The following is a 24625-nucleotide window of genomic DNA, read 5'->3' as shown; positions in this document are numbered from 1 at the left end:
GCACCCTGTGCCCCTGCAAGCGCGGGCAAACCCGCGCCTGCAGGGACTTGTCGCGTGCCCTACAGCTTGACCGGCGTCTGCCAGCCCCCACCCAATGCCTTGTACAGCGCCACGCTGCCCTGCAACTGCTCAAGGCGCAGTTGCGCCTGCTGGTCCTGGGCCAGATACAGCGTGCGCTGGGTCTCGAGTACCGTCAGCAGGGTCTCGGCGCCGGCGGCGTAACGTTGCTGGGCCAGGTCGAAGGCGATGCGTGCCTGCTCCACCTCCTGGTCCTGCCAGCGGCGCTGGCGTTCAACACCGGCGATGGCGTTCAAGGCTTTCTCCACATCCGCGAAGCCTGCCAGGATGCTGCCGCGGTACAGCTCCAGCAATTCCTCCTGTTCGGCGCTGGCCTGGTCCCGTGCGGCGCTGAGTCGGCCGTTGTTGAAGATCGGCGCGGCGAGGCCGGCAGTCAGGGTGTAGTAGGGGCTGTCGAAGACATTGGGCAGGGTGCGCGCACCGCTGCCCAGGTTCGCGCCGAGTATCAGGCGAGGCAGCATGGCCGCCCGGGCCACCTGTATGTTGGCGCTGGCCGCCGCCAGGCGCGCCTCGGCGGCGGCGATGTCCGGCCGCCGGCCGAGCAGTTCGCTGGGCACGCCGCTGCCGATGCTGGGCCACTGTACGTTGCTGATCATTTCGCGATTGTCGGGCAGGGCCTGCACCGGGTCGCCCAGCAGGGTGGCGAGGACGATGCGGTTGTCCTGGCGACGCTGTTCGAGCAACGGTAGCTGGCGTTCCTGGGCAGCGACCAGGCTGCGCTGCTGGGCCAGTTCCAGGCGGGTGGCCGAGCCTGAACGTTCGCGGGCTTCGACCAGGCCCAGCACGTCGCGGGCATTGTCCAGGTTGAGCCGGGCGATGCGCAGTTGCTCGTCGAGTGCCAGGCCTTGCAGGTAGCTGTCGGCCACGGCGCTGACCAGGGTCAGCTCGACTGTCTGGCGATCGAAACGGCTGGCATCCAGGCTGCGCAGCGCGCTGTCGCGGGTGGCGCGCAGGCCGCCCCAGAAATCGATCTCGTAGCTGGCGCTCAGGCGGGTGCCGAACGAGGTGCTGGTGCGCTCGCTGCTGCTGGCGTCGAGCTGGCTGTTGCCTTCACCGCGCAACAGGCGCTGCCGGCTGCCATCCAGGCCGAGCTGTACTTCTGGCAGTAATGGCGCCCCGGCGATCACTGCGATGGCCTGGGCCTTGCGCACCCGCGCCGCGGCTGCCGCCAGGTCGTGGCTGTTCGAGCGTGCGCGCTCGATCAACTGGTCCAGTTCCAGGCTGGCAAAGGCGCGCCACCACTGGTTGTCCGGCAGGGCCTGGTTGGCGCTGGTCGGCCCTTGCCAGGCCGGCGGGGCGTCGATGTTCGCCGCAGGCGGCGGTGGGGTGCTGCAGGCGGCCAGGCCAAGGCTCAGGGCCAGCAAGCTGATACGGCAGGGGATCGTCATGGGTTATTCGCTGGTAAGGGCCTTGACCGGGTCGAGGCGGGCGGCCTTGCGGGCCGGCATGAAACCGAACACCACGCCGGTGATCACGGCGCAGGCAAAGGCGCCGAGGATGGCGGGCAGGGCGAAGGCCACGGCGATGTCGGCCAGCAACAGGCTGCCGCCGATGGCCAGGGCCAGGACGATGCCGGTCACGCCGCCGACCATCGACAGCATCACCGCCTCGGTGAGGAACTGGCGCAGGATGTCGCGCTGGCGCGCGCCGGTGGCCATGCGGATGCCGATCTCGCGGGTGCGTTCGCGCACGGTCATGAGCATGATGTTCATCACGCCAATGCCACCCACCAGCAGGGAGATCGCGGCAATCGCACCGAGCATCAGCGACAGGCTGTTCTGCGTGCGGGCCTCGGCCTGGATCAACGCGGCGTCGTTGGTCAGGACGAAGTCATGCTTGCCCTGGTGACGCTGCAGCATCAGGCGCTCGATCGCCTGCTCGGTCTCCTTCACCCGGCTGGAGTCCAGGGCGGCGATGGTGACGTATTCCGGGTCGCGGCTGCCGAACAGGCGGATGGCGGCGGCGGAGTAGGGCACCACCACGCGCTCGTCGCTGTCCTCGCTGCCGGAGCTGGCGCCTTTGCCCTGGAGCACCCCAATCACCTGGAACGGCACGTTGCCGATCAGCAGGTACTGGCCGAGTGGATTGCTGCCCGGGCCGAACATCTTGTCACGCACCTTCTGCCCGATCACCGCCACGGCGGCGCCGTTGGCTTCGTCGGCTTCGCTGTAGAAGCTGCCCTCGACCACGGGCCAGTTGAAGATCTCGGGGAACCCGGTGTTGTTGCCGCCAACGTAGAACTGCTCGCCCTTGTTGCCGTGGCGCACCATGAGCTTGTCGCCGATTACCGGCATGACCCGTTTGACCTGGGGCAGTTCGCCGATGGCGTCGACATCGTCGAGGGTGACGATGCCCATCAGTTCCTCGGAGGAGTGCTTGCCGTTGAGGTAAAGGATGTTCGAGCCGAATGCGGCCATCTGCGCCATGACCTGGCGCTTGCTGCCTTCGCCGACCGCGAGCATGACCACCACCGAGGCGACCCCGATGATGATACCGAGCAGGGTCAGCGCGGTGCGGAAGCGGTTGATCCACATCACCCGCCAGGCAGCCTGCAGGGACTCGACCAGTTCGCCTTTCCAGGCGCCGCGCTGGGTGGCGCCGCGGTCCAGGCGCTGGCGCAGGTCGTCGGCCTGCAATTGCCGGGGGATGTTGGCCGATGGCTGGCTGGGCGAGTCGCTGACCACTTCGCCGTCGCGCACTTCGATGATCCGCTGGGCGCGGGCCGCGACTTCACGGTCGTGGGTAATGAGGATGATCACATGGCCCTGGCTGGCCAGTTCGTCGAGCAGGGTCATCACCTCGGCGCCGCTGTGGCTGTCGAGGGCGCCGGTGGGCTCGTCGGCGAGGATGATGTGCCCGCCGTTCATCAGCGCCCGGGCGATCGACACCCGTTGCTGCTGGCCGCCGGACAACTGGTGCGGGCGGTTGCCGGTGCGGCTGGCCAGGCCCAGGCGCTCGAGCAGGGCGTGGGCGCGGGCATGGCGCTCGGCGGGCGGGGTGCCGGCGTAGATGGCCGGCATCTCGACGTTCTCCTGGGCCGAGCCCGAAGGGATCAGGTGATAGCCCTGGAACACGAAGCCGAACGCTTCGCGACGCAGCCAGGCCAGCTCGTCGCTGTCCAGTTCGGCCACGTCCCGGCCTGCGAAGCGGTAGCTGCCCGAGGTGGGACGGTCGAGGCAGCCGAGGATGTTCATCAGGGTCGATTTACCGGAGCCCGAGGCGCCGACGATGGCGACGAACTCGCCGGGGTGGATGCTCAGGCTGATGCCGCGCAACACCTCGACCCTGGGCGAATCGACACCGCCGTAGACCTTGCGGATGTCGCACAGCTCGATCAGGGGCGTGGCCATCTCAACCCCCACTGGCGGCAGGCAGGCCGATGACCAGGCGCTCGCCTTCGTTCAGGCCTTCGAGAACCTGCACCCGCAGGCGGTCGCTCAAGCCGGTGCGTACCTGGCGTGCCTCGACCTGACCCTTGCTGTTCAGCACCTGGGCCAGGCGCACGCCGTCGCCGGGGGTGTCATCCAGCGCAGCCAGGGGGACGCTGAGCACTTGGCTGGCTTGCCCGGCGACGAAGAACACCTGGGTGGTCATTTCTGCCATCAGGGCGCCGTCGGGGTTGTCCACGTCCAGCAGCACGGTGTACTGCACCACCTTGCTGCCTGTGGTGCCGGCGGTGGCGCTGGCCGGGCTGCCGCCGCCCTGGCTGGTCTGGTCCAGCGGCTTGGGCGGTACCGGCAGGATCTGGCGCACGGTGCTGGTCCAGCGGCGCTTGCCGCCGGCCAGGGTGTTGAAGTAGGCGGTCATGCCCGGCTTGACCTTGCCGATGTCGGCTTCGGACACCTGGGCCCAGACGGTCATCGGCGAGAGCTTGGCGATCCGCAGGATCAGCGGCGTCTGCTGCTGGGCATTGAGGGTCTGGCCTTCGCGGGCATCCACCGCCACCACGGTACCGCTCATGGGGGCGTAGATGCGCGTGTAGCCCAGTTCTGCCTCGTCACTGCGCAGGCTGGCCTGGGCCTGGCGGATCTGCGCCAGGTACATGTCGATGCGGGCCTGGGTCACCTTCAGTTGCGCCTGCGCCGTCTGCAGGTCTTCCTGGCGGGTGGCGCCGGCGGCGGCCAGGCCGTGCTGGCGCTGGTACTGCTGCTGGGCAAGCTGGTATTGCGCACGCTGTTCGGCCAGCTGGGCCTTGAGGTTCTCGATCGAGTAACGTCCGGCGTCGAGCTTGGCCTGTTGCGTGGACGGGTCGATCTCCACCAGCAACTGGCCCTGGCGCACTTCGTCACCGGCCTCCACATGCAACTTGCGAATCTGACCCGAGGCCTGGGCGCCGACGTCGACGTAACGGCGCGGTTGCAGGGTACCCAGTGCGGTAACGCTACTTTCGATGTCGGCGCGCAGCACCGGCACGGTGCTGACCGGTGCGCCGCCGAGCGGCAGGACCTGCCAGGCCACGAGGCTGCCGAGGCCGGCCAGGCCCAGGGCGCCGAACAGCACTCGGCGGCGGGTATTGGATGTGCGTGTCATGCGGGCTTCCAGCCGGGGGTAGTGGCCGAGTGCTGCGACGCGGCACGCGCTCGGGGGTCCCAGTTAAACGAATGTGATAGGTGGCGATTTAACGCAGGAAGGGGAGGGCTGTGTGTTGCTGCGAATAATTATAATTTGTAAGATCGCACACTGATATTATCCAGACCCGCTGCGCCTGCCTACCAGCGCTCGAGCAGGGAGACGACAGGTGCCGTCGTGGAACATTACTATCGCGAGTTGGTGAGCTTTCTGTCTGCCCGGCTTGGCAATCGCCAGGCGGCCGAAGACGTTGCCCATGATGCCTACATCCGCGTGCTGGAGCGCACGGGCGGCGAGCGTATCGAACACCCGCGCGCGTTTCTTTATCGCACGGCGATGAACCTGGTGGTCGATCATCACCGGCGTCACCAGGTGCGTCAGGCCGAGCCGCTCGAGGTGCTCGACAGCGATGAGCGTTGGCACAGCCCCGCGCCGACGCACAGCATGCAGCTCGACCAGCGTCTGGCGCTGATGCAGCAGGCCTTGGGCGAGTTGAGCGCGCCTTGCCGTGACAGTTTCCTGCTGCGCAAGCTCGAGGGCTTGTCACACCAGCAGATCGCCGAACGCCTGGATATTTCCCGCAGCGTGGTGGAAAAGCACATCGTCAACGCCATGAAGCACTGCCGCATGCGCATGCGCCAGTGGGAGTCCTGAGCGGGATGCCGGCGGATGTGAAAATTCCGTGAGCCGGTCACTTGATTTCTCCCGGGTTCACGACAACTATCAATAAAGACCCCCCGTCCAGGCGCGCTGCCTGACGTTGCCGTTCCCGGCGCAGTATGGTCACGGAGCCACTGTCATCACCTAACTGCCCAGGTCCGGACGATGCCTAACAAATCCATGCGCATCCTCATCGCCGACGAGCATCCCGCCCAGCGCCTGCAACTGGAGAGGATGCTCAATGGCCTGGGTTATTACCGGATCGCTCCGGTGGAGAATTTCGAAGACCTGCAGCGCCTGGTGCACAGTGCCTTGCAACCGTTCAACCTGCTGGTGGGCAACATCGAGCTGGCCAGCCATGCTGGGGTGGACCTGGCGCGCTTCTGCCGGGTCAGTTCGCAGATCCAGCATGCGCTGCTGTACCACTCGCCGCACCTGAAGGTGCCGGCGGTGCCGCCGAGTGACCGGCATGCTGTCAGCATCAGCCTGCCCCATGCGCCCGACAGCGAGGCGCTGGAGTCGTTCATGGCGATCATCGACCTGCCGGTGCTGGTCGGGCAGTTGCCCCTGCCACCGGGGCTGGCCGGGGCCTCGAACTATTCCCGGCGACGCACCAACCTCGCGCAGACAGTGTTCTGCCGCAACTCCTGAAGCACGGACGGCCACAGGCTCAAGGCTTTTGCTATTCTCTTGGCCTTTTGCCACGTTGCGGAAGCTGCCATGACTGCGCTCGATACCACCCGCCCGCCACGGTTCAGCCGTGGCGACCACCGGACCCTGGGGCTGGCCGCGCTGGGTGGTGCCCTGGAAATCTACGATTTCATCATCTTCGTGTTCTTTGCCCTGACGCTCAGCCAGCTGTTCTTCCCGCCCGAGATGCCGGAGTGGTTGCGCTTGCTGCAGAGCTTCGGGATCTTCGTCACCGGTTACCTGGCCAGGCCGCTGGGCGGCATCCTGATGGCCCATTTCGCCGATCACCTGGGGCGCAAGCGGGTGTTCAGCCTGAGCATCCTGATGATGGCGCTGCCGTGCCTGCTGATCGGGATGATGCCGACCTACGCCGACATCGGCTACGCCGCGCCGCTGATCCTGCTGGCGCTGCGCATCCTGCAAGGGGCGGCGGTGGGCGGCGAGGTGCCCAGTGCCTGGACGTTCGTTGCCGAGCACGCGCCACCCGGGCGACGCGGGTATGCGCTGGGCTTCCTGCAGGCTGGGTTGACCTTTGGCTATCTGCTCGGGGCGCTGACCGCGACCTTGTTGGCGCAGGTGTTCACGCCCCAGGAAATTCTCGACTACGCCTGGCGCTATCCCTTCCTGCTGGGCGGAGTGTTCGGCGTGATCGGTGTCTGGTTGCGCCGCTGGTTGAGTGAAACGCCGGTATTCCTGGCGTTGCGCGAGCAGCGGGAGCAGCCTGTGGCATTCCCGTTGCGTAGAGTACTGAGCCGACACCGTCGGGCGTTGATTCCGGCGGCGCTGCTTACGTGCGTGCTGACCTCGGCGGTGGTGGTGCTGGTGGTGATCACCCCGACCGTGATGCAGCAGCGCTTCGCCATGACCGCCGGGCATACCTTTGCTCTGAGCAGTGTGGGCATCGTCTTCCTCAATATCGGGTGTGTGCTGGCCGGGCTGTTGGTCGACCGTATGGGTGCGTGGCGGGCATTGATGATCTATAGCCTGTTGCTGCCGCTGGGTATCGGCGCGCTGTACGCCAGCCTGGTGGGGCAGTGGGGCATGACCTGGCTGGCCTATGCCCTGGCCGGATTGTGCTGTGGCGTGGTGGGGGTAGTGCCATCGGTGATGGTCGGGCTGTTCCCGGCGGATATCCGCGTGTCGGGCATCTCCTTCACCTACAACGTCGCCTACGCCCTGTGGGCCAGTACCACGCCGCTGGCGCTGATCGCCCTGATGCCCTGGAGTCCGTGGGTGTGTGTCGGCTTTTGTCTGGTCATGGGCATGGTCGGGTTGCTGACGGCGCTCTATTTCGGGCGTCGTGAACCGTTGGGGTTTGTTGCCGAGTCGATGCCGCTCATGTGCGGTGACAAATGAGGTGGTAATGCCTTTTCCCGCTACGAGAACGGCAAGGCTCAACCATCGGTCGCGCTGATCAAGTTGTTTCAAGCGCCTTGACTGTCATCCGGAATTGTTCGAGGAAGTCAGGGCTGTCTGCTACGGCCTGGCAGTCAACAGGTCCTACAGGCAGGGGCGGGTTTTTGAGTGTCCGCAACTCTGCTCCCCTACAGCGCCTGCGAGGTTGTGCACGTAGTTTCGACTGATCGTTGACGGACCCTTCCGTTCATACTGTCAGGAGAAATGTACATGTCCAGTTTCAGCATCACCTGGATGACGCGGGCCCAACTGCCAGCGTTTCCGCCACAGATGAGCTTTTCGGCTGCGAATCCCGCCAGCACGAAACCGGATGATCAAGCCAGAACCCCCGTTGTTCACTGGGGCCGTAGCCTTGCCTGTGTCCTGGAGTCCCAGCACCTTCACGATCAGGCGTGGGTGGTGGTCTACGGTGACGGCAAGCAACTGACCGGCGTGCACCCGCTGCATGACTTTCGCCACATCAGCCGTATCGAGTTGGCCGCCAACGGCCATGCCGTGTTGTTGACCGACAGTGCGCAGCGTCAGCAAACGGTCGAATTCACCCAGCTGAAGGCACTGGATGGCAGTGGTGGTGCCGGGGACCCCGTGAACGGCCTACCCAGCGGTATCCCGTTCATGCTCACCAATGGTCATGATTACCTGATGGCGGACGAGGAGGGCGTGTGCCTCGCCGTGAATCCAGATCCCAAGGCCATGCAATGGCTCTACAAGGACGGGCAACTGGTCAATGTCACCACCGGGCAGACCTTGGGGCTCGGGATCTGCGGCAAGGCGAGCGCAGCCTCGGGAGATCGCTGGCGGCTGTCGTCCAAGGGCGAGCTTCTCTATGGCGACGGCACCCGTACCTTGTGCAGTGCTCCGATTGCGGGTGAGGTCTGGCTGCAGCGACGAAGCGAGGCGCTGCCTGCCGAGGCCTGGCGGGTGCACTTGCCTCAGCGTCCGAGGCGGGGTCAGGTACCGAGCATGGTCATCGACAAGCTGAGCGTGTGCCTCGCGGTCTCTGCCGACTACAGTGCCGGAACCGGCGATACGCTTTCGTTTTCGATCAATGGCAGCGAGCACCGACAGCCATTGGCCGGCAACTTCGAGCGGGGGGCGCACTTCCAGGTCGAGGTCGACCTGTCCAAGATGTTCCAGCGCAGCGTGATCTATGCCGATGAGTTGCATTCGGTCGAGATCTACCAGACCAGTGCCGGGGGGTACGGTCCGGCCTGGAAGATGCAGTCGCTGGACCTCAAGGTCAATGACCAGCTGAACAACCGTGTGGTAGGGAGCGACAACCGCTGGATCGAGGCCAGGGGCGGCGTGGCATGGCAAGGCCGGGTGAACTGGCTGGACTGGCGCAAGGCCGATATCTCGGCGCCCCTGGACTTTGCTGGTTACACCTACCCGGTGCAATTGCAGCAATGGCTGATCGATGTGCTGAAATGGCGCAGCTATCAGCCTGAAACCCTTGAGGGCGTCTGTCAGCTAATTGGCGAGGAGCGGGGTCAGATACTGGCCTATGAGCTGAAGAGCGGCAGATTGACCTATCTGCGCCCCAATACTGCCCAGGATGCCTACACCTGGGTCTACACCCCGCAAAAAAGCATCCTGGTCAAACTCTGGGACCAGTCCCTGGACCGTACGCGCTATACCCGGCACAGCCAGCTTGGCGGTGGCCAGCCGGTGGTGTGCGCCGGAGAAATGCGCATCGACCGCAAGACCACCAGCAATGCGGTGAGCGACATTCTTGGTCTGGTCAACGATGCCTCCGGACACTACAAACCCGATGGCGGACAGTGCCTGGGGCATGTCCTGGAGCGGCTCGAACAACTGGGGTTGGACACCACGCACACCGTGGTTTCGTACAAGGGATAGCGACCATGAAAAAACCCCCGGGCCTCTCGGCCAGGGGGCTTTTGCTTGCCGCCAGGGCAGGGCTTACATATTCGGGTAGTTCGGCCCGCCGGCGCCTTCAGGGGTGACCCAGGTGATGTTCTGGGCCGGGTCCTTGATGTCGCAGGTCTTGCAGTGCACGCAGTTCTGCGCGTTGATCTGGAAGCGCTTGTTGCCGTCTTCCTGGGTGACCACTTCGTAAACGCCCGCCGGGCAGTAGCGCTGCGCCGGTTCGTCGTACAACGGCAGGTTGCTGGCGATCGGGATGTTCGGGTCGGTCAGCTTCAGGTGGCAGGGTTGTTCCTCTTCGTGGTTGGTGCTGGAGAGAAACACCGAGCTGAGCTTGTCGAAGCTGAGCTTGCCGTCCGGCTTGGGGTAGTCGATTTTTTTCGAGTCGGCCGCGAGCTTGAGGCAGGCATAGTCCGGCTTGGTGTCGTGCAGGGTGAAGGGCAGCTTGCCGCCGAACCAGTTCTGGTCGACATAGTTGAACGCTGCGCCCAGCAGTGGCCCGAACTTGTGCATGGCCGGGCCGAAATTGCGGCTGGCGAACAGCTCTTCATGCAGCCAGCTGGCCTTGAAGGCGCTGACGTAGCTGTTGAGCTGGTCACCGCCTTCACTGCCGGCGATCAGTGCGTCGGCCACCGCTTCGGCGGCGAGCATGCCGGACTTCATCGCGGTGTGGCTGCCCTTGATCTTGGCCACGTTCATGGTGCCCAGGTCGCAACCGATCAGCGCGCCGCCGTTGAAGACCATCTTGGGCAGCGAGTTGATGCCGCCCTTGGCCAGGGCGCGAGCGCCGTAGCTGATGCGCTTGCCGCCTTCGAGGTACTGGCTGATCACCGGGTGGTGCTTCAGGCGCTGGAACTCGTCGAACGGCGAGAGGTAAGGGTTGGCGTAGGAGAGGTCGACAATCAGGCCAACGACCACCTGGTTGTTCTCCAGGTGGTAGAGGAACGAGCCGCCGGTGTTGTCCTTGGCCATCACGTCCAGCGGCCAGCCGGCGGTGTGCACTACCAGGCCCTGCTCGTGCTTGGCCGGGTCGATTTCCCAGATCTCTTTCAGGCCGATGCCGTAGTGCTGTACGTCGGACTCGTTGTCCAGGTCGAAGCGCTTGATCAACTGCTTGCCGATATGGCCACGGCAGCCTTCGGCGAACAGGGTGTACTTGGCACGCAGTTCCATGCCGGGGGTGTACAGGCCGTCTTTCGGGTTGCCTTCGCGGTCCACGCCCAGGTCGCCGGTAACGATGCCGCGCACCACGCCGTTTTCGTCGAACAGCGCTTCCTGGGCGGCAAAGCCTGGGTAGATCTCCACGCCAAGATTTTCCGCCTGCTGGGCCAGCCATCGGCACAGGTTGCCCAGCGAGATGATGTAGTTGCCCTGGTTGTGCATGGTCTTGGGCACGAACAGGTCAGGCACTTTCGTCGAGCTTCCGGCATCCTTGAGCACATAGATGTCGTCGCGCTTCACTTCGGTGTTCAGCGGTGCGCCCAGTTCTTTCCAGTCGGGGAACAGTTCGTTCAGTGCGCGCGGCTCGAATACGGCGCCGGAGAGGATGTGGGCGCCGACTTCGGAGCCTTTCTCGACCACGCAGACGCTGATCTCGCTACCGGCTTCGGCGGCCTTCTGCTTCAGGCGGCAGGCGGCGGACAGGCCCGCCGGGCCTGCGCCGACGATGACCACGTCGAATTCCATGTATTCGCGTTCCACAGGTTCTCTCCTACTCAAGGCTCATCGCGTTGCTTGTCTTTTATGGGTGTTCACGGTCACGTGCGGCGTGCAGAGGCTGTAGCTTCGCAGGTGATGGACTACACCGTTTTGTCTTGGCCGCGCATTATATCTACACCACTTGGCGGGTCCAATACAAACGTTTGTTTGAATTTGCCGGAGGCCCGTAGAATCGCAGGTAGGCGGCTGGAGGCTGGCCAATTTGCCGTATTGACCGGATTGGGTGTTACGGTCAAGATACGAGCGCTTTCGCGTTCGCCGTAGGCTGACCGTCGGGCGCAGGTGCACCCCTAAAGACCAGGCGTGGAGCAGGGTTTACGGGCCGAATCAGGTTTTGTAGTGGAGTCTACACGCCACGACAGAAAATGACCCGCAGGTTTTGTCCCTGAAGGTCGCAACAAGACTGATCGGTCAACTGAACTTTGCCGGCGCAGAAACGTTTTTAGAGGTGCCCTTGTACCCACGCGCATTCGCCGGGCAGTCCCCAGGCGATCTTCTTTTCACCGGAGAGTAACGAGGAATCCATGAAGGTTCTTGTAGCTGTCAAACGAGTGGTCGACTACAACGTCAAGGTTCGCGTCAAGGCGGACAACTCCGGCGTCGACCTTGCAAACGTCAAGATGTCCATGAACCCCTTCTGCGAAATCGCCGTGGAAGAAGCCGTCCGCCTGAAAGAGAAGGGCGTGGCGAGCGAAATCGTCGTCGTCTCCATCGGCCCGACCGCCGCCCAGGAGCAACTGCGTACCGCCCTGGCCCTGGGCGCCGACCGCGCCATCCTGGTCGAGGCCGCCGATGAACTGAACTCCCTGGCCGTGGCCAAGGCGCTGAAAGCCGTTGTCGACAAGGAGCAGCCGCAGCTGGTCATCCTCGGCAAGCAGGCCATCGACAGCGACAACAACCAGACCGGCCAGATGCTGGCCGCGCTGACCGGTTACGCCCAGGGCACTTTTGCCTCCAAGGTCGAAGTTGCTGGCGACAAGGTCAACGTCACCCGTGAAATCGACGGTGGCCTGCAGACCGTTGCGCTGAACCTGCCAGCCATCGTCACCACCGACCTGCGCCTGAACGAGCCGCGCTACGCGTCGCTGCCAAACATCATGAAGGCCAAGAAGAAGCCGCTGGAGACTGTCACTCCGGACGCCCTGGGCGTATCCCTCGCCTCCACCACCAAGACCCTCAAGGTCGAAGCGCCTGCCGCCCGCAGCGCGGGTATCAAGGTCAAGTCGGTGGCCGAACTGGTCGAGAAGCTGAAGAACGAAGCGAAGGTAATCTAAATGACTATCCTGGTTGTCGCTGAACACGAGAACGGTGCCGTAGCCCCGGCCACCCTGAACACTGTCGCCGCTGCCGCCAAGCTCGGTGGTGATATCCACGTGCTGGTCGCAGGCCAGAACGTCGGTGGCGTCGCCGAGTCCGCCGCCAAGATCGCAGGTGTCGCCAAGGTGCTGGTCGCGGACAACGCGGCCTACGCCCACGCCCTGCCGGAAAACGTCGCGCCGCTGGTAGTCGAACTGGCCAAGGGTTACAGCCATGTGTTGGCCCCTGCCACCACCAACGGCAAGAACATCCTGCCACGCGTCGCCGCGCTGCTGGACGTCGACCAGATCTCCGAGATCATCTCGGTGGAATCGGCCGATACCTTCAAGCGCCCGATCTACGCCGGTAACGCCATCGCCACCGTGCAGTCGAGCGCTGCCGTGAAGGTCATCACCGTGCGCACCACCGGTTTCGATGCCGTGGCCGCCGAAGGTGGCTCGGCTGCCGTCGAAACCGTGGCCGCGGCCCACGACGCTGGTAAGTCGGCCTTCGTCGGCGAAGAGCTGGCCAAGTCCGACCGTCCAGAGCTGACCGCCGCCAAGATCGTCGTCTCCGGCGGTCGTGGCATGGGCAACGGTGACAACTTCAAGCACCTGTACGCCCTGGCCGACAAGCTCGGTGCTGCCGTGGGTGCCTCGCGCGCCGCCGTCGACGCCGGCTTCGTGCCGAACGACATGCAGGTCGGCCAGACCGGCAAGATCGTCGCGCCACAGCTGTACATCGCCGTCGGCATCTCCGGCGCGATCCAGCACCTGGCCGGCATGAAGGACTCCAAGGTGATCGTCGCGATCAACAAGGACGAAGAGGCGCCGATCTTCCAGGTGGCCGACTACGGCCTGGTCGCCGACCTGTTCGAAGCGGTTCCAGAGCTGGAAAAGCTGGTCTGATCCGACTGCTTCACTTATAAAGAACCCGGGCCGCCCTTGGCGGTCCGGGTTTTTTCATGATTTTTTTCAGGGGCGGGAGAGGGTGCATGGCGTTTCGCTGGAGCAAGGGGGGGCTGGCCTGCGTGCTGGCGCTGCTGTCGACTCAGGCCTTGGCGGTGGGGAAGTGCGAGCGTCTGGTAGCCACCGGCAGCCCGGATGCGCCACCGTATTCCTGGCAGGATCCGCAAGACCCCAAGCACCTGATTGGCGCCAATGTCGACCTGCTTCGCCAAGTCGCCGCCGAGCTGGGGGTGAAGGTCGAGGTGTTGCACGCCGGCAAGCGCGAACAAGCGCTGGAGGAAGTGCGCAGCGGGCGCATGGACCTGTTGCTCGACACGCCGATGCAGGTAACCCAGCTGACCAGCCTGGACTACATCCACCCGCCTTTGCAGCTCAATGAATACCTGGTCTGGACCCGTCATGACGCAGCCCTGGCGTTCGACGGTCCGGCCGACCTTGCCCGCTACCAGGGCGCCTTGTCGGAGAAGGCCCGTCTGACACCGGCCTTCGAGGCGTTCGCCAAGGCCCAGCTCAAGCTGGAACCGGCGCAGAATCTGACGCAGGCCTTCCAGAAGCTGGTGCTTGGCCAGGTGGACTATGTGCTGGCCGGGCGCTACTCGGGCATGGCCATGGCCCAGAGCCTGGGGGTGGGTAATGACCTCATCGCCCGCGGCTTGCCGGTGGACCGGCCGGGGTTGTATCTGGCGGTGTCGCACAACTCGGCCTGCAACGACAGCTGGTTGCGCGGACAACTGGCGAAAAAGCTGACAGAATTGCCGATCTCCGGGGCGAGCGATGCTGTGTTGCAGCGCAATGTCGAGCGTTGGAAGGCGCAGATGCAGGCGTCGCAGGGTGCCCCCAAACAGTAGGAAGCGTGTGTGAGAATCCAACCCTTGATGCTCGCCCTGGCCGTGCTTGGCCTGGCCGGCTGTGCCAATGACCCGGCACCCAATGAACAGCTGCGCTTGTCTGAGCAGGCGCTCGAGCAGGCCAAGGCGGTCGGTGCCACCGAGCAGGTGCCGGAGTTCAAGTTGGCCGAAGACAAACTGGCCCGCGCCAAGAGCAACATGCTCGGTGAAAGCTATCGCGATGCACGCATGCGCGCCGAGCAGGCCGAACTCGATGCCCGCCTGGCCGAGGCGCGGGTGCTGAACCAGAAGAGCGAGGAGCAGTTGCAGGTGTTGCAATCGCGTATCAAGCGTCTGCGCAAACAGCTGGAGGTGCAGCCATGAGCCGCTTCACGCCCGTGGCCGCGTTGGCCTTGCTGGCCCTGGTGGGGTTGCAGGGCTGCGCCAGCCAGCGCAGCGAGTCGGCGCTGGACGACGCCAGCGCCGCGTTCCAGAAGGTCAAGGACAATTCCGACGTGCTGCGCAGCGCGCCCCGTGACGTGATCCGTGCCGGCGAATCGCTGGGGCGCGCGGAGCGCCTGGCCGGTTATGTCGGCACCGGCAGCGATGTTCGCCATTACGCCTACCTCAGCCAACGCTACAGCGAGATCGCCAGCGAGCATGCCAAGCTGGCGCTGAATCAGGAGCGATTGACCAAGCTCGACCTGGAGCGCCAGCGCCTGCAACTGGCGTTGCGCGAAGCCAAGCTGGCGAGCGTGCAGCAGCAGGGCAAGTTCGTCGAGGCGCAGATTGTCGCGCTGGCGTCCGAGCAGACTGACCGCGGCCTGGTGATGACCCTGGGTGACGTGCTGTTCGACACCGGCCAAGCCGACCTCAAGAACTCGGCCAGCCGCACCGTGCTCAAGCTGGTGCAGTTCCTTCAGCTCAATCCGCGTCGAGTGGTGCGGATCGAGGGTTATACCGACAGCACCGGCGCGGCGGAAGAGAACCTGAAGCTGTCCCGTGATCGTGCCCAGTCGGTCGCCGACATGCTGGTTGACCTGGGCGTGGATGAAAAGCGCATCCAGGTCGAGGGCTATGGTGACCAGTACCCGGTCGAAGCCAATGCCTCGGAGCGGGGCAGGGCACAGAATCGTCGGGTAGAGATCGTCTTCTCCGACGAAAAGGGCAAGCTCGCCCCCGCACGCTGAGCCCCGCCTCTTTGATAGGGCTACCAGGTGTTCGCCTTAACTCTTGCAGCGCCTATCAGATCGAGCGCCGCGCGGGCGGCGCTCGATCTCACAGGCGCAGAAGCCTTCGCGGCGAACACCTCGAAGGCCTGGCCGTAAAGGCGAAAAGGTGACTATGCGTCGCCCTCGCCAATGAATGTGCTTACATCAATCAAAACCCACACTTTGAGGACCCAAGCGCAATCAAGGCATCACCCCAGTAGTCCCATTCCCCACCTTCGGCTGCCGATAAAGATCCAGCAACACCTGATCCAGCACCTGCGAAGCCCCCCAAGGCTTGGGATCATTGAGGATGGCCGCCACCGCCCAGGTGTGCCCGTTGCTGTCCCGGCTGAACCCGGCAATCGCCCGCACGGTATTCAGGGTGCCAGTCTTGATGTGCCCTTCGCCTGTCATGGCGGTGCGCTTGAGCCGCTTGCGCATGGTGCCGTCCATGCCCACCAGCGGCATCGAACTGATGAACTCGGCCGCGTACGGGCTCTTCCAGGCCGCCTGCAGCAGCGCCGCCATCTCGCGGGTGCTGACCCGCTCTGCACGGGACAGGCCCGAGCCGTTCTCCATCACCAGGTGTGGTGCGGTGATGCCTTTCTTGGCCATCCACTGGCGGACCACCCGTTGGGCAGCACGGGCATCGTCGCCGTCGGCGTCGGTACGGAACTGCGCGCCAAGGCTGAGGAACAGCTGCTGAGCCATGGTGTTGTTGCTGTACTTGTTGATGTCGCGGATCACTTCCACCAGATCTGGCGAGAAAGCCCGTGCCAGCAGGCGTGCGCTCTTGGGCACGTTCTCGATGCGGTCGCGGCCCTGGATGCTGCCGCCCAGCTCGTTCCAGATGGCCCGTACGGCACCGGCGGCATAGGTCGGATGATCCAGCAGCGCCAGGTAGGTCTGCGAGTTGCAGCCATCGGCGAGCTGGCCACTGACCGTGACGCTGACACCATCAGGCTGCACTACCGGGTTGTAGCGCACTTCGCCAGTGCACTGTTTGCCCGCCACGGCCTTGACCTGGTTGTCGATGCGGATGCTGGCGATCGGTGGTTCGACCGACACGTTGACCTTGCCACCGTCGTTACGGGCGACGAAGCGCAAGGCCTTGAGGTTGACCAGCAGCGAGTCCGGCTTGACCAGGAACGGCTTGTTGTCGTCACCGCCGTCGTCGTTGAACTGTGGCAGGTTGGGTTGCACGAAGTGGCTGCGATCCAGGATCAGGTCGCCGGTCACGGTACGCACACCGTTGGCGCGCAGGTCGCGCATCAGCAACCACAGTTTTTCCATGTTCAGCTTGGGGTCGCCACCGCCCTTGAGGTACAGGTTGCCATTGAGCACGCCGTTGCTCAGGGTGCCGTCGGTGTAGAACTCGGTTTTCCACTGGAAGGTGGGGCCCAGCAGCTCAAGCGCGGCATAGGTGGTGACCAGCTTCATGGTCGAGGCCGGATTGACCGACACGTCGGCGTTGAACACGGTCGCCGCGCCCGGTCCGTCCAGCGGCAGCATGACCAGCGACAGGGCCGAATCCTGCAGCTTGTTGGTCTTGAGCGCCTGTTGCACTTTCGGTGGCAGATTGGTGTTGACGGTGGCGGCCTGGACGGACAGCGACAAGGGCAGGAACAGGCCGGCGAACAGCAGTGGGCGGAGCGTCTTGATCATAAATGGACAAACCCTGCGGGCGAGGGAAAAAGACACTGGGGCTGTATGAAATGATGGCCCCAAGACGAATATAGTGCGCATTATGCCCCAAGCGTGCTCTGCATGGGCCTCGTTCGACGGAAAAGCGCCGTTGTGCGCTGGAAACTGGTAAAGTGCCGCGCGTAATTAATTGAGAGGATTGTTTCATGGCTACCAACCGTTCCCGTCGCCTGCGCAAGAAACTGTGCGTGGATGAATTCCAGGAGCTGGGTTTCGAACTGAACCTGGGCTTCAAGGAAGACCTGTCCGATGAAGCCATCGATGCCTTCCTCGATGCTTTCCTGGCTGATGCCATGGATGCCAACGGCCTGGACTATGTCGGCGGCGATGACTTCGGTCTGGTCTGCTCCGTCAAGCGTGGCTCGGTCAGCGAAGAGCAGCGCGCCGCTGTGGAAGCCTGGCTCAAGGGCCGTAGCGAACTGACCAGCATTGAAGTCAGCCCGCTGCTGGATGCCTGGTACCCGGAAAAGCCGATCAACCCGGCTTCCTGATCGATGTCGGCGGTACGCCCTGTACCGCCCTCATCCCGCCTCGGCCAGGTGCTCCAGCTGCCTGGCCAGGGCTTTCTCGACGCGGCGCATATGCCGTGCCAACGCCTGACGGCGCCTTAGCAGTTCGGCCTGGGGTACGTCCGTTCCTTCCAGTGCCTGGCAAGCCTCGATCAACGCCCGCGCATTCAGCATCCGTCCCGCGCTGAGGATCTTGTGTGCCTGCAGCGCCAGCTCGTCACCTTCGTGCCGCGGATCAATGGCCATCAGAATCTTCAGGTCCTGGCGCAGGCTCAGGAGCAGGGTTTCGAGGATGCGGTCGCGGTCGGCGAGGTTGTCGCCAACGATCGTGGACAGGCCTTTGAGATCGAAGCGTGGTGCCGGGCCAGGGTGGCTGTCGCACCGCCGGGCAATGGGTGTGATGGCGCTCAGGCGTTGCCCCAGCACCTGCAAGCCGATGGGTTTGAGCAGGCAGTCATCCATGCCGGCGTCCAGGCACTGCTGGTGAACTTCGGGTTGGGCGTTGGCGGTATAGCCGAGAATGGTGCAGCGCGGTCGGCCGTGCAGGCGCTCCTCCGTGCGTACGGTCCGAGCCAGTTCGTAGCCATTCATCTGTGGCATGTTGCAGTCGACGATCAGTACATCGAAACAGCCCTCACGCCATTTACGCAGTCCTTCGCCGCCCTCCTCGGCGCTTTGCTGGTTCAACCCCATGTAATTCAGCTGCTGGGCCATCAACAGGAGGTTGGCCGGGTGGTCGTCGATCACCAGAATGCGCAGTTGCTCGTTCGGCGGCAGGAATTGAGTCATGGGCCGCAGCGGGGCCGCGACCGGTTCGACGCACTGTAGCGGCATCACCAGGCGCACGCGGGTGCCGACACCTTGCAGGCTCTGCAGGGTCAGTTCGCCGCCCATCATCGCGCACAGGTCGCGGCTGATCACCAGCCCAAGGCCGGTGCCGGCCCGTGCGCCGTCGCTGTAGGGGTTGGCCTGTACGAAGGGGGAGAACAGGCGTTGTAGGTCGTCCTCGTGAATTCCGATACCGCTGTCGCGAACCTCCAGGTCAAGCGCCGGCAACGCCGGTTCGCCCTCGTTGCGCAGCTTGACGGTGATGCGCACCTGCCCTTGTTCGGTGAACTTGATCGCATTGCTGACCAGGTTCGACAGGACCTGCTTGAAGCGCAATGGGTCGAGCAGCGCATGGCAGCGCGCCTCGCGGGCAATCACCACGTCCAGTACCAAACCCTTGTGGCGGGCGAGGCCGTCGAAAATTCGCCCGACCGACTCGACCAGCGCCGCGAGGTCGACGGGTTCGGGAGCCAGCGACATTTGCCCGGATTCAATCCGGGCGATATCCAGGATGTCGCCGATCAAGCCCAGCAGATCGTTGGCCGAATGGTGGGCGACTTCCAGCGCGGGGCGGTCCGGTTTGCCCTGCTCGGCGCGCTTCAAGGCCAGCTCCAGCATGCCGATGAGGGCGTTCATCGGCGTACGGATCTCATGGCTGATGGTGGCCAGGAACGTGCTCTTGGCCCGGTTGGCGTCATCGGCCTGCTGCTTGGCCAGGCGCAGGTCCTGGACCAGGTTGCGGCGTTCGCTGATGTCGATCCAGCCGCCGATGATTCCTTGCATTTCGCCTACCGAATCGCGGTAGGGCAGGATCCAGTGATAGATCGTCAGGTCGCGGTCTTTCAGGCGCAAGGGGCGATCAAGAATCAAGGGTGTTCCCTGCGCCATCACCCGCTGGTAGTCGTCCTGCACCTGTTGGGTATAGTCACAGTCGCTGTAGGGGGCGTCTTCCAGGCGTTTGCCCAGCACCTGTTCGCGGCTGGCACCGACGGCTTGCAGATAGCTGTCGTTGCAGCTTTGCAGGCGTCCCTCGCGATCGCGCACATACATGGGGTGGGGCGTGCCGTTGAGCAGGGCACCCATGAACTCCAGCTGGTCGTTCAGCGCCCGTTCCGCCCGCTGACGTTGTTTGATCTGACGGCGCAGCCGGGCATTCCATACCAATGCGAGCACCAGCAGGATCGCGATCACCCCGACCACCTGCAGGATCACCCGGCGGTAGCTGCGCCAGTAGGCGTCGTCACGCAGCCCATGGTCGCGCCAGCGGCTGTTGATCACCCCCAGTTCTTCTGGCGAGATGCTCAGCAACGCCTTGTCGAGGATCGAACTTAGCTCACTGGCGTCGGGGGCGGTGGCCATGGAAAAGGCCGCGGGTTCCGTGCCGACCGTGCTGCGGATGACCAGGTCGTTGCTGGTGGCGAGCATGTGGTTGGCGTCGATCAGGGTAGCGATCGCCGCATCCACCGCGCCGCTGCCGAGCAGCACCATGGAGTAATAGGTGCTTTCGGTGGCAACCTGGTGGATCCGCGGGTGGCGAGCTGCAAGCAGGGCGGCCACGGTGCTGTCGCGGGGAACGGCGACCCGCTTGCCCTTGAGTTGCTTGAGGCTGTTGGGTTGGCCGGTGCCGGTATGGGTGACCAGCACATAGGCGCTCTCCAGATAGGGGCGGCTGACCTGCAGCGGGTTGCCCCGGCGTGCCTCGGTGGACAGGCTGGCGATGATATCGGCACGACCGGACTCGAGCTGATCGATCATGTCGCCGTCGCCACTGGCGCGGCGGATCTCGAAGCGCAGGCCGGTGCGCAGGCGAATGAGCTCAAGCAGGTCGGCGACTATCCCCCGCAGGCGACCATTGCTGTCGAAGAACGTCAGTGGCGCCGCCGTGTCGTTGACCACCACGCGCATGATCGGGTGTTGGCTCAGCCACTGCTCCTCGCGTGTCGACAACTGCAGCTTGCGATCGGTCAGCAGGCTGCCGCTGCTTGCGCTCCAGCGTTTGAAGATATCGTTGCGGGTGGCGCTGGACTGCGCGTCAAGCGCGGCATCCACCAGGGACTGGAGGATAGGCTCGCCCTCACGCATGGCAAAGCTGAAGCCTACGGCCTCGTGCTTGCCGAAGTTGGCCATGCGCACATGCGGCAAGTGACCCTGGCTGATCAGGTAGTGAGTGGAGATGGTGTCGCCAATGAACACGTCGGCCTGTTCGAAGGCTACCGCATTCAGGGCCTGGGTGGATGACTCGAAGGTCAGCAGTTCGGCCTTGGGGTAGTTGGCGTGGATTTCCCCGGGCGGCAGGTAGTGATACAGCATGCTCAGGCGCATGCCCGCCAGGCCGGTGTCCAGTGCGCGGCTTTCGTCCTCGCGGGTCACCAGCACGGGTTGGTCAATGGCATAGTGGCGTGACAGCGCCAGGCCCTGGGTGACGGCTTCATAGCCGTTGGCGCTGCCCAGCAGGTCGATATGGCCGCTCTTGAGCGCCGCGACCGCCGCCGGGCGGCTGGGAAAGCGCTGCACACGGACAGGCAGGCCCAGGGCGCTGCCGATCAAGCCGGCGTAGTCGGCGGTCAACCCTTGGTATTCGCGCCCACCCGTGGCGATATCGAAGGGGGGATAGTCGGGCGCCGAGGTGCCCAGCACCAGCTCCTTGCGCTCTGCGAGCCAGTCGCGCTGGGCCGCTGTCAGGGGCGGCCGGACCGACGTCGGTGCCGAGCGGCTGAGCAAGGTGTAGGTGCGCCCCAGGTCGACGGTCACGCTGCCACCTTGCAGCGGCGTGCCCAGGCAGAGCAGCAATACAGCGATGTACCTCCACGTCATCATTTCAGACCAGTGCGTTGCGCTTGGCGACGTCGATCAACTCTACCAATGTGCTGGCGCGCAATTTGTGCATGAGGCGCTTCTTGTAGGTGCTGACGGTCTTGTTGCTGAGGAACATGCCCTTGGCAATTTCCTTGTTGCTGCGGCCCTGGGCGAAAAGTTGCAGGACCATCAATTCCCGGTCGTTGACCTGGCGGAACAGTTCCAGCTCCTGGTTGCTGCCTGTCGGCGGTGGATTGAGTGCCTGGCTGGGAAAGTAGTTGTAGCCGGACAGCACGGCCTTGATGGCGCTGAGCAGCTCACTGAGGTCTTCCTGCTTGCACACGTACCCGGCCGCGCCGGAGTGCATGCAGCGTACGGCGAACAGTGCCGGCGATTGCGCGGTCAGCACCAGGACTTTCAGCTGGATGGCCATGGCCTGCAGGCGTGAAAGCATTTCCAGGCCATCGAGCTTGGGGATGCTGATGTCCAGTATGACCAGGTCCGGCGGGGTCTCGCGGATAAGCTGCATGGCGTCAACGCCATTGTCCGATTCACCGACCACCCGATATCCCTGGTTCTCCAGCAACATCCGTATCGCCAAGCGTATAACGGGATGGTCATCAACAATAAAGACTGAGTGCATATTCAACATTCCAGGCTGCAGGTGAAGGCAGCCGGCACATTAGCTCAGATGCATGGCGGCGGGCAGGGAAGTAGGTGCCAAATGCGGGATATAGGAATTAACTTACAGCGCTCGCGAAACTTTGCTACGAGAGATGTAGATGTTGGCAGGTTTTTATCAGGAGTTGATAACTTTTGCGGGGATGGGAAGCTGGCAAGTTTATTTGTAAAAAAATATCATAGGAAATTTCATACAAATTAAACATGGGTGGCAAACATTCGTCTGCCACCCCGTTTTTTCTATTTCGGGCTGGAGCGCCCGGTCATTTCCAGGGCCATTTCACTGGCGTAGCTGTCGGTCATGCCGGCAATGAAGTCGATCATGCGCAGGAATGCGCCATGCAGCGAACCATGCGGGTCGGGGGCGTTGTTGCCGATCAGGTCCAGCACGCGCCGGCTCTTGAACGATGGCGTGCGCCCACCGTGCTGCTCCAGGGCCGCGCCACAGAAGGTGTTGAGCAGGATCTCCAGGGTCGTGTAGGCGCCGATCTCGTGCAGGGTCTTGCGCTTGTCCTGGAAGATCTTCTTGCGTGCCATGTCCTTGGCCTGGAGCACGCAGCGTTGCGCCGGGCCGTGCATGTGCTCCACCAGGTCACCGGCCAGGCGGCCGGCAAGCAGGGCCTGCTGTTGTTCGACGAAGGCCTGGGCGGCGGCATTGGTCAGGTGCTCGATGGCCTTGCCGCGCAGGATCGCCAGCTTGCGCCGGCGTGACTCGCCCGCGCCCAGCAGGCGGTAGGTTTCCGGCAGGTCGTCACCCACCAGGTCCAGCAGCAGCGCCTCGACTTCGGCATACTGCAGCAGGTCCATCTCCAGGCCGTCCTCGAGGTCGATCAAGGCATAGCAGATGTCGTCCGCGGCCTCCATCAGGTACACCAGGGGATGGCGCGCCCAGCGCTGGTGTTCGAGCTGGGGCAGGCCGAGCTTGCCGGCGATCTGCTCGAGCAGCCCCAGTTCGCTCTGGTAGCAGCCGAACTTGTGCTTCTTGTAGCCCAGGGCATCGGCGTGGCGCGCGGCCCAGGGGTACTTGAGGTAGGCACCGAGGGTTGCGTAGGTCAGGCGCATGCCACCATCGAACTGGTGGTATTCGAGCTGCGTGAGGACACGAAACCCTTGGGCGTTACCTTCGAAATTGAGGAAGTCGCCGCGCTGCTCGTCGCTCATGTCGTCCAGCCAGCCACGCCCGGCAGCCTGTTGGAACCAGTGGCGAATGGCGTCCTCGCCCGAGTGGCCGAACGGCGGGTTGCCGATGTCGTGGGCCAGGCAGGCCGACTGCACGATCATTCCCAGGTCGCTGGGTTCGCACCAGTCCGGCAGTTGGCCGCGCAGGGTCTCGCCGACACGCATGCCCAGCGAGCGGCCGACGCAGCTGACTTCCAGGGAGTGGGTGAGGCGGGTGTGGATGTGGTCGTTGCTGGACACCGGATGCACCTGGGTCTTGCGCCCCAGGCGGCGGAAGGCGCCGGAGAAGATGATGCGGTCGTGGTCCTTGTGGAAAGGGCTGCGCCCGAGCTCCTCGGGGCTGTAGAGGGCCTTGCCCAGTCGTTCGCGGGTCAGCAGGGTTTGCCAGTCCAAGGCGTTTTCTCCCATCGTCGAGTCGGGATAGCTTCCTGTGTCCGGCGCGCCCGCGCAAGGGCCGGGCGCGCTCGGGCTTCAGCGGCGGCGGCTGCCGAGGAACAGGCGGATCAAGGGGGCCAGGCTGGCGCCCAGGCGCACCAGGCGCGTCAGGTTGCCGCTGCGCACGCCCTTGCCGGTGAGAAAGCCCAGGGCGACCACGGCGCCAATGCCCCACAGCGAGCCGTGCTTGACCCCCAGGCCTTCACCGAACGAGCCGCCCATGCCGCGCAGGCGGCGGACCGGTTCGAGCAACTGCCCGGATTCGTGGCGGATTTCCTGGCGGTGCATTTCCATGCGCAGGCGCAGCAGCGCCTTGCGCAGCTCCCGTGGGTTACGGGTGTTGGGTAGTTCTGGCAGGCTCATGGCAGCAGGCGCTCCCGATCCTTGGCCAACTCCTCGAGGGTGGCATTGAACGGCGAGGATTCGTCGAACACCGCGGCCTTCAGGCGCAGGCCGCAGTACAGCGCGGCGACCCCGTAGAACACGCACAGGCCGATAATCCCGGCCAGGCGGTAGCTATCCCACAGCAGCACCAGCACCAGCCCCGACAGGGCGGTCAGCAGCAGCAGGGCGAACACCAGCGCCAGGCCGGCGAACAGCAGCAGGCTCAAGGTGCGGGCCTTCTGCTCCTGCAACTCGATACCGAACAGCTCGATATGGCTGTGCAGCAAGCCCAGCACGGCCGCGCCCAGGCGCCTGCCGGAGGCGCCCGTGCCGATGGCTTCGTTGTCCATGAAGGTTCCTCAGCGCTTGGCCAGCAGGCCGATCAGCAGGCCGACGCCGGCGGCGATGCCGATGGCCTGCCACGGGTTCTCCTGCACGTACTGCTCGGCGCTGCCCAGGGCCGCCTGGCCACGGGCGCGCACCGAGTCCTGGGTCAGTTGCAGGGTTTCACGAGCCTGGACCAGGCGATCGTGGATCTGCTCGCGCAGTTCATCGGCCTGGTCGCCGGCCAGGTTGGCCGTGTCGGCCAGCAGTTTTTCGGTGTCGCGGACCAGGGCCTGGAAGTCAGCCATCAGTATGTCTTGTGCAGTCTTTGCCGATTTGCTGGCCATAGGTGGGCCTCTCCCTGTGGATGTGTGTGGTATTTCGAGTAAGCGGTGGCGTGGAAGGTTCAGCGGGATGTGTTGGTACAGCGCTTGCTAAAAAACGGTGCGTGTCCGCCGAGGCGT

The 24625-nt window shown here is 64.3% G+C and carries 21 protein-coding genes and 1 pseudogene; 11 read left to right on the top strand and 11 right to left on the bottom strand.

Features of this window, described 5'->3' with window-relative positions; all coding sequences use genetic code 11:
- Nucleotides 1-59 precede the first annotated feature (59 nt).
- Genes ACVWY1_RS10995 through ACVWY1_RS10985 form a run of 3 tightly spaced genes read right to left on the bottom strand, consistent with a single transcriptional unit; the run spans nt 60 to nt 4608 of the window.
- Nucleotides 60-1466 carry an efflux transporter outer membrane subunit gene (locus tag ACVWY1_RS10995; protein WP_139672473.1) on the bottom strand — a complete coding sequence of 469 codons (1407 nt, stop codon included), beginning with the start codon at nt 1464-1466 and terminating at the stop codon, nt 60-62.
- A gap of 3 nt (nt 1467-1469) precedes the next feature.
- Complete coding sequence (locus ACVWY1_RS10990; RefSeq protein WP_102683112.1) at nt 1470-3428, bottom strand: MacB family efflux pump subunit; 1959 nt, start codon at nt 3426-3428, stop codon at nt 1470-1472.
- 1 nt (nt 3429) lies between these two features.
- Entirely contained in the window at nt 3430-4608 is a 1179-nt protein-coding gene (locus ACVWY1_RS10985; protein WP_102683113.1) for an efflux RND transporter periplasmic adaptor subunit, read from the bottom strand.
- 153 nt (nt 4609-4761) lie between these two features.
- Here ACVWY1_RS10985 and ACVWY1_RS10980 point away from each other — a divergent pair, with 153 nt between their 5' ends.
- The 5 genes and pseudogenes from ACVWY1_RS10980 (at nt 4762) to ACVWY1_RS10960 (ending at nt 9273) form a co-directional block, all read left to right on the top strand.
- A complete protein-coding gene (locus tag ACVWY1_RS10980; protein ID WP_102683114.1) occupies nt 4762-5301 on the top strand; it encodes a sigma-70 family RNA polymerase sigma factor in 540 nt (179 codons plus the stop codon).
- A gap of 171 nt (nt 5302-5472) precedes the next feature.
- Nucleotides 5473-5958, top strand: coding sequence for an ANTAR domain-containing protein (locus ACVWY1_RS10975; protein ID WP_102683115.1), 486 nt, complete (start codon nt 5473-5475; stop codon nt 5956-5958).
- 69 nt (nt 5959-6027) lie between these two features.
- Nucleotides 6028-7353 carry an MFS transporter gene (locus ACVWY1_RS10970; protein WP_102683116.1) on the top strand — a complete coding sequence of 442 codons (1326 nt, stop codon included), beginning with the start codon at nt 6028-6030 and terminating at the stop codon, nt 7351-7353.
- Nucleotides 7354-7465, top strand: a pseudogene (locus tag ACVWY1_RS10965) (type II toxin-antitoxin system MqsA family antitoxin); the annotation flags it as partial.
- 347 nt (nt 7466-7812) lie between these two features.
- Nucleotides 7813-9273, top strand: a complete 1461-nt coding sequence (locus ACVWY1_RS10960; RefSeq protein ID WP_102719455.1) for a hypothetical protein — start codon at nt 7813-7815, stop codon at nt 9271-9273.
- 63 nt (nt 9274-9336) lie between these two features.
- Here ACVWY1_RS10960 and ACVWY1_RS10955 read toward each other — a convergent pair whose 3' ends face one another.
- Nucleotides 9337-11001, bottom strand: a complete 1665-nt coding sequence (locus tag ACVWY1_RS10955) for an electron transfer flavoprotein-ubiquinone oxidoreductase (RefSeq protein ID WP_139672461.1) — start codon at nt 10999-11001, stop codon at nt 9337-9339.
- A gap of 542 nt (nt 11002-11543) precedes the next feature.
- On the opposite strand from ACVWY1_RS10955, the gene ACVWY1_RS10950 reads away from it, so the two are divergent.
- From ACVWY1_RS10950 to ACVWY1_RS10930, 5 genes are all read left to right on the top strand, one after another.
- Nucleotides 11544-12293, top strand: a complete 750-nt coding sequence (locus tag ACVWY1_RS10950) for an electron transfer flavoprotein subunit beta/FixA family protein (protein ID WP_102683119.1) — start codon at nt 11544-11546, stop codon at nt 12291-12293.
- Nucleotides 12294-13223: an electron transfer flavoprotein subunit alpha/FixB family protein gene (locus tag ACVWY1_RS10945; protein ID WP_277503308.1), complete on the top strand. Its 930-nt coding sequence runs from the start codon at nt 12294-12296 to the stop codon at nt 13221-13223.
- Between the two features lie 86 nt (nt 13224-13309).
- Nucleotides 13310-14131: a substrate-binding periplasmic protein gene (locus ACVWY1_RS10940; RefSeq protein WP_457378265.1), complete on the top strand. Its 822-nt coding sequence runs from the start codon at nt 13310-13312 to the stop codon at nt 14129-14131.
- 9 nt (nt 14132-14140) lie between these two features.
- Nucleotides 14141-14494 carry a DUF4398 domain-containing protein gene (locus tag ACVWY1_RS10935; protein ID WP_102683122.1) on the top strand — a complete coding sequence of 118 codons (354 nt, stop codon included), beginning with the start codon at nt 14141-14143 and terminating at the stop codon, nt 14492-14494.
- A complete protein-coding gene (locus ACVWY1_RS10930; protein WP_457378264.1) occupies nt 14491-15300 on the top strand; it encodes an OmpA family protein in 810 nt (269 codons plus the stop codon). The genes ACVWY1_RS10935 and ACVWY1_RS10930 overlap by 4 nt, the downstream gene beginning before the upstream one ends.
- A 222-nt stretch (nt 15301-15522) precedes the next feature.
- Here the strand turns inward: ACVWY1_RS10930 and dacB are convergent, their stop codons facing one another.
- Entirely contained in the window at nt 15523-16986 is a 1464-nt protein-coding gene (gene dacB, locus ACVWY1_RS10925; protein WP_277503310.1) for a D-alanyl-D-alanine carboxypeptidase/D-alanyl-D-alanine endopeptidase, read from the bottom strand.
- Nucleotides 16987-17171: 185 nt separating this feature from the next.
- Here dacB and ACVWY1_RS10920 point away from each other — a divergent pair, with 185 nt between their 5' ends.
- Nucleotides 17172-17516, top strand: a complete 345-nt coding sequence (locus ACVWY1_RS10920; RefSeq protein WP_046856427.1) for a YggL family protein — start codon at nt 17172-17174, stop codon at nt 17514-17516.
- Between the two features lie 30 nt (nt 17517-17546).
- Here ACVWY1_RS10920 and ACVWY1_RS10915 read toward each other — a convergent pair whose 3' ends face one another.
- From ACVWY1_RS10915 to ACVWY1_RS10890, 6 genes are all read right to left on the bottom strand, one after another.
- Nucleotides 17547-21179, bottom strand: a complete 3633-nt coding sequence (locus ACVWY1_RS10915) for a transporter substrate-binding domain-containing protein (protein ID WP_457378263.1) — start codon at nt 21177-21179, stop codon at nt 17547-17549.
- A 1-nt stretch (nt 21180) separates the two neighbouring features.
- Nucleotides 21181-21801: a response regulator transcription factor gene (locus ACVWY1_RS10910; protein WP_102683126.1), complete on the bottom strand. Its 621-nt coding sequence runs from the start codon at nt 21799-21801 to the stop codon at nt 21181-21183.
- 278 nt (nt 21802-22079) lie between these two features.
- On the bottom strand, nt 22080-23411 hold the full coding sequence (locus ACVWY1_RS10905; RefSeq protein ID WP_102683164.1) for a deoxyguanosinetriphosphate triphosphohydrolase: 1332 nt from the start codon (nt 23409-23411) through the stop codon (nt 22080-22082).
- A 78-nt stretch (nt 23412-23489) separates the two neighbouring features.
- Nucleotides 23490-23816, bottom strand: coding sequence for a hypothetical protein (locus ACVWY1_RS10900; RefSeq protein ID WP_102683127.1), 327 nt, complete (start codon nt 23814-23816; stop codon nt 23490-23492).
- Nucleotides 23813-24187, bottom strand: coding sequence for a phage holin family protein (locus ACVWY1_RS10895; protein ID WP_102683128.1), 375 nt, complete (start codon nt 24185-24187; stop codon nt 23813-23815). The genes ACVWY1_RS10900 and ACVWY1_RS10895 overlap by 4 nt, the downstream gene beginning before the upstream one ends.
- A gap of 9 nt (nt 24188-24196) precedes the next feature.
- Nucleotides 24197-24508 carry a DUF883 family protein gene (locus ACVWY1_RS10890; RefSeq protein ID WP_023631678.1) on the bottom strand — a complete coding sequence of 104 codons (312 nt, stop codon included), beginning with the start codon at nt 24506-24508 and terminating at the stop codon, nt 24197-24199.
- Nucleotides 24509-24625: the final 117 nt, after the last annotated feature.

The sequence above is a fragment of the Pseudomonas sp. TE6288 genome, from assembly GCF_054062095.1.
The sequence above is the reverse complement of the archived record's forward strand: the minus strand, read 5'-3'. Positions and strand labels throughout refer to the sequence as shown.

Excerpts from the sequence above, each read along its gene's own strand:
- ACVWY1_RS10995 (WP_139672473.1), bottom strand. The coding sequence starts at position 1,466 with ATGACGATCCCCTGCCGTATCAGCTTGCTGGCCCTGAGCCTTGGCCTG.
- ACVWY1_RS10990 (WP_102683112.1), bottom strand. The coding sequence starts at position 3,428 with ATGGCCACGCCCCTGATCGAGCTGTGCGACATCCGCAAGGTCTACGGC.
- ACVWY1_RS10985 (WP_102683113.1), bottom strand. The coding sequence starts at position 4,608 with ATGACACGCACATCCAATACCCGCCGCCGAGTGCTGTTCGGCGCCCTG.
- ACVWY1_RS10975 (WP_102683115.1), top strand. The coding sequence starts at position 5,473 with ATGCCTAACAAATCCATGCGCATCCTCATCGCCGACGAGCATCCCGCC.
- ACVWY1_RS10970 (WP_102683116.1), top strand. The coding sequence starts at position 6,028 with ATGACTGCGCTCGATACCACCCGCCCGCCACGGTTCAGCCGTGGCGAC.
- ACVWY1_RS10950 (WP_102683119.1), top strand. The coding sequence starts at position 11,544 with ATGAAGGTTCTTGTAGCTGTCAAACGAGTGGTCGACTACAACGTCAAG.
- ACVWY1_RS10945 (WP_277503308.1), top strand. The coding sequence starts at position 12,294 with ATGACTATCCTGGTTGTCGCTGAACACGAGAACGGTGCCGTAGCCCCG.
- ACVWY1_RS10940 (WP_457378265.1), top strand. The coding sequence starts at position 13,310 with ATGGCGTTTCGCTGGAGCAAGGGGGGGCTGGCCTGCGTGCTGGCGCTG.
- ACVWY1_RS10930 (WP_457378264.1), top strand. The coding sequence starts at position 14,491 with ATGAGCCGCTTCACGCCCGTGGCCGCGTTGGCCTTGCTGGCCCTGGTG.
- dacB (WP_277503310.1), bottom strand. The coding sequence starts at position 16,986 with ATGATCAAGACGCTCCGCCCACTGCTGTTCGCCGGCCTGTTCCTGCCC.
- ACVWY1_RS10920 (WP_046856427.1), top strand. The coding sequence starts at position 17,172 with ATGGCTACCAACCGTTCCCGTCGCCTGCGCAAGAAACTGTGCGTGGAT.
- ACVWY1_RS10915 (WP_457378263.1), bottom strand. The coding sequence starts at position 21,179 with ATGATGACGTGGAGGTACATCGCTGTATTGCTGCTCTGCCTGGGCACG.
- ACVWY1_RS10910 (WP_102683126.1), bottom strand. The coding sequence starts at position 21,801 with ATGCACTCAGTCTTTATTGTTGATGACCATCCCGTTATACGCTTGGCG.
- ACVWY1_RS10900 (WP_102683127.1), bottom strand. The coding sequence starts at position 23,816 with ATGAGCCTGCCAGAACTACCCAACACCCGTAACCCACGGGAGCTGCGC.
- ACVWY1_RS10895 (WP_102683128.1), bottom strand. The coding sequence starts at position 24,187 with ATGGACAACGAAGCCATCGGCACGGGCGCCTCCGGCAGGCGCCTGGGC.
- ACVWY1_RS10890 (WP_023631678.1), bottom strand. The coding sequence starts at position 24,508 with ATGGCCAGCAAATCGGCAAAGACTGCACAAGACATACTGATGGCTGAC.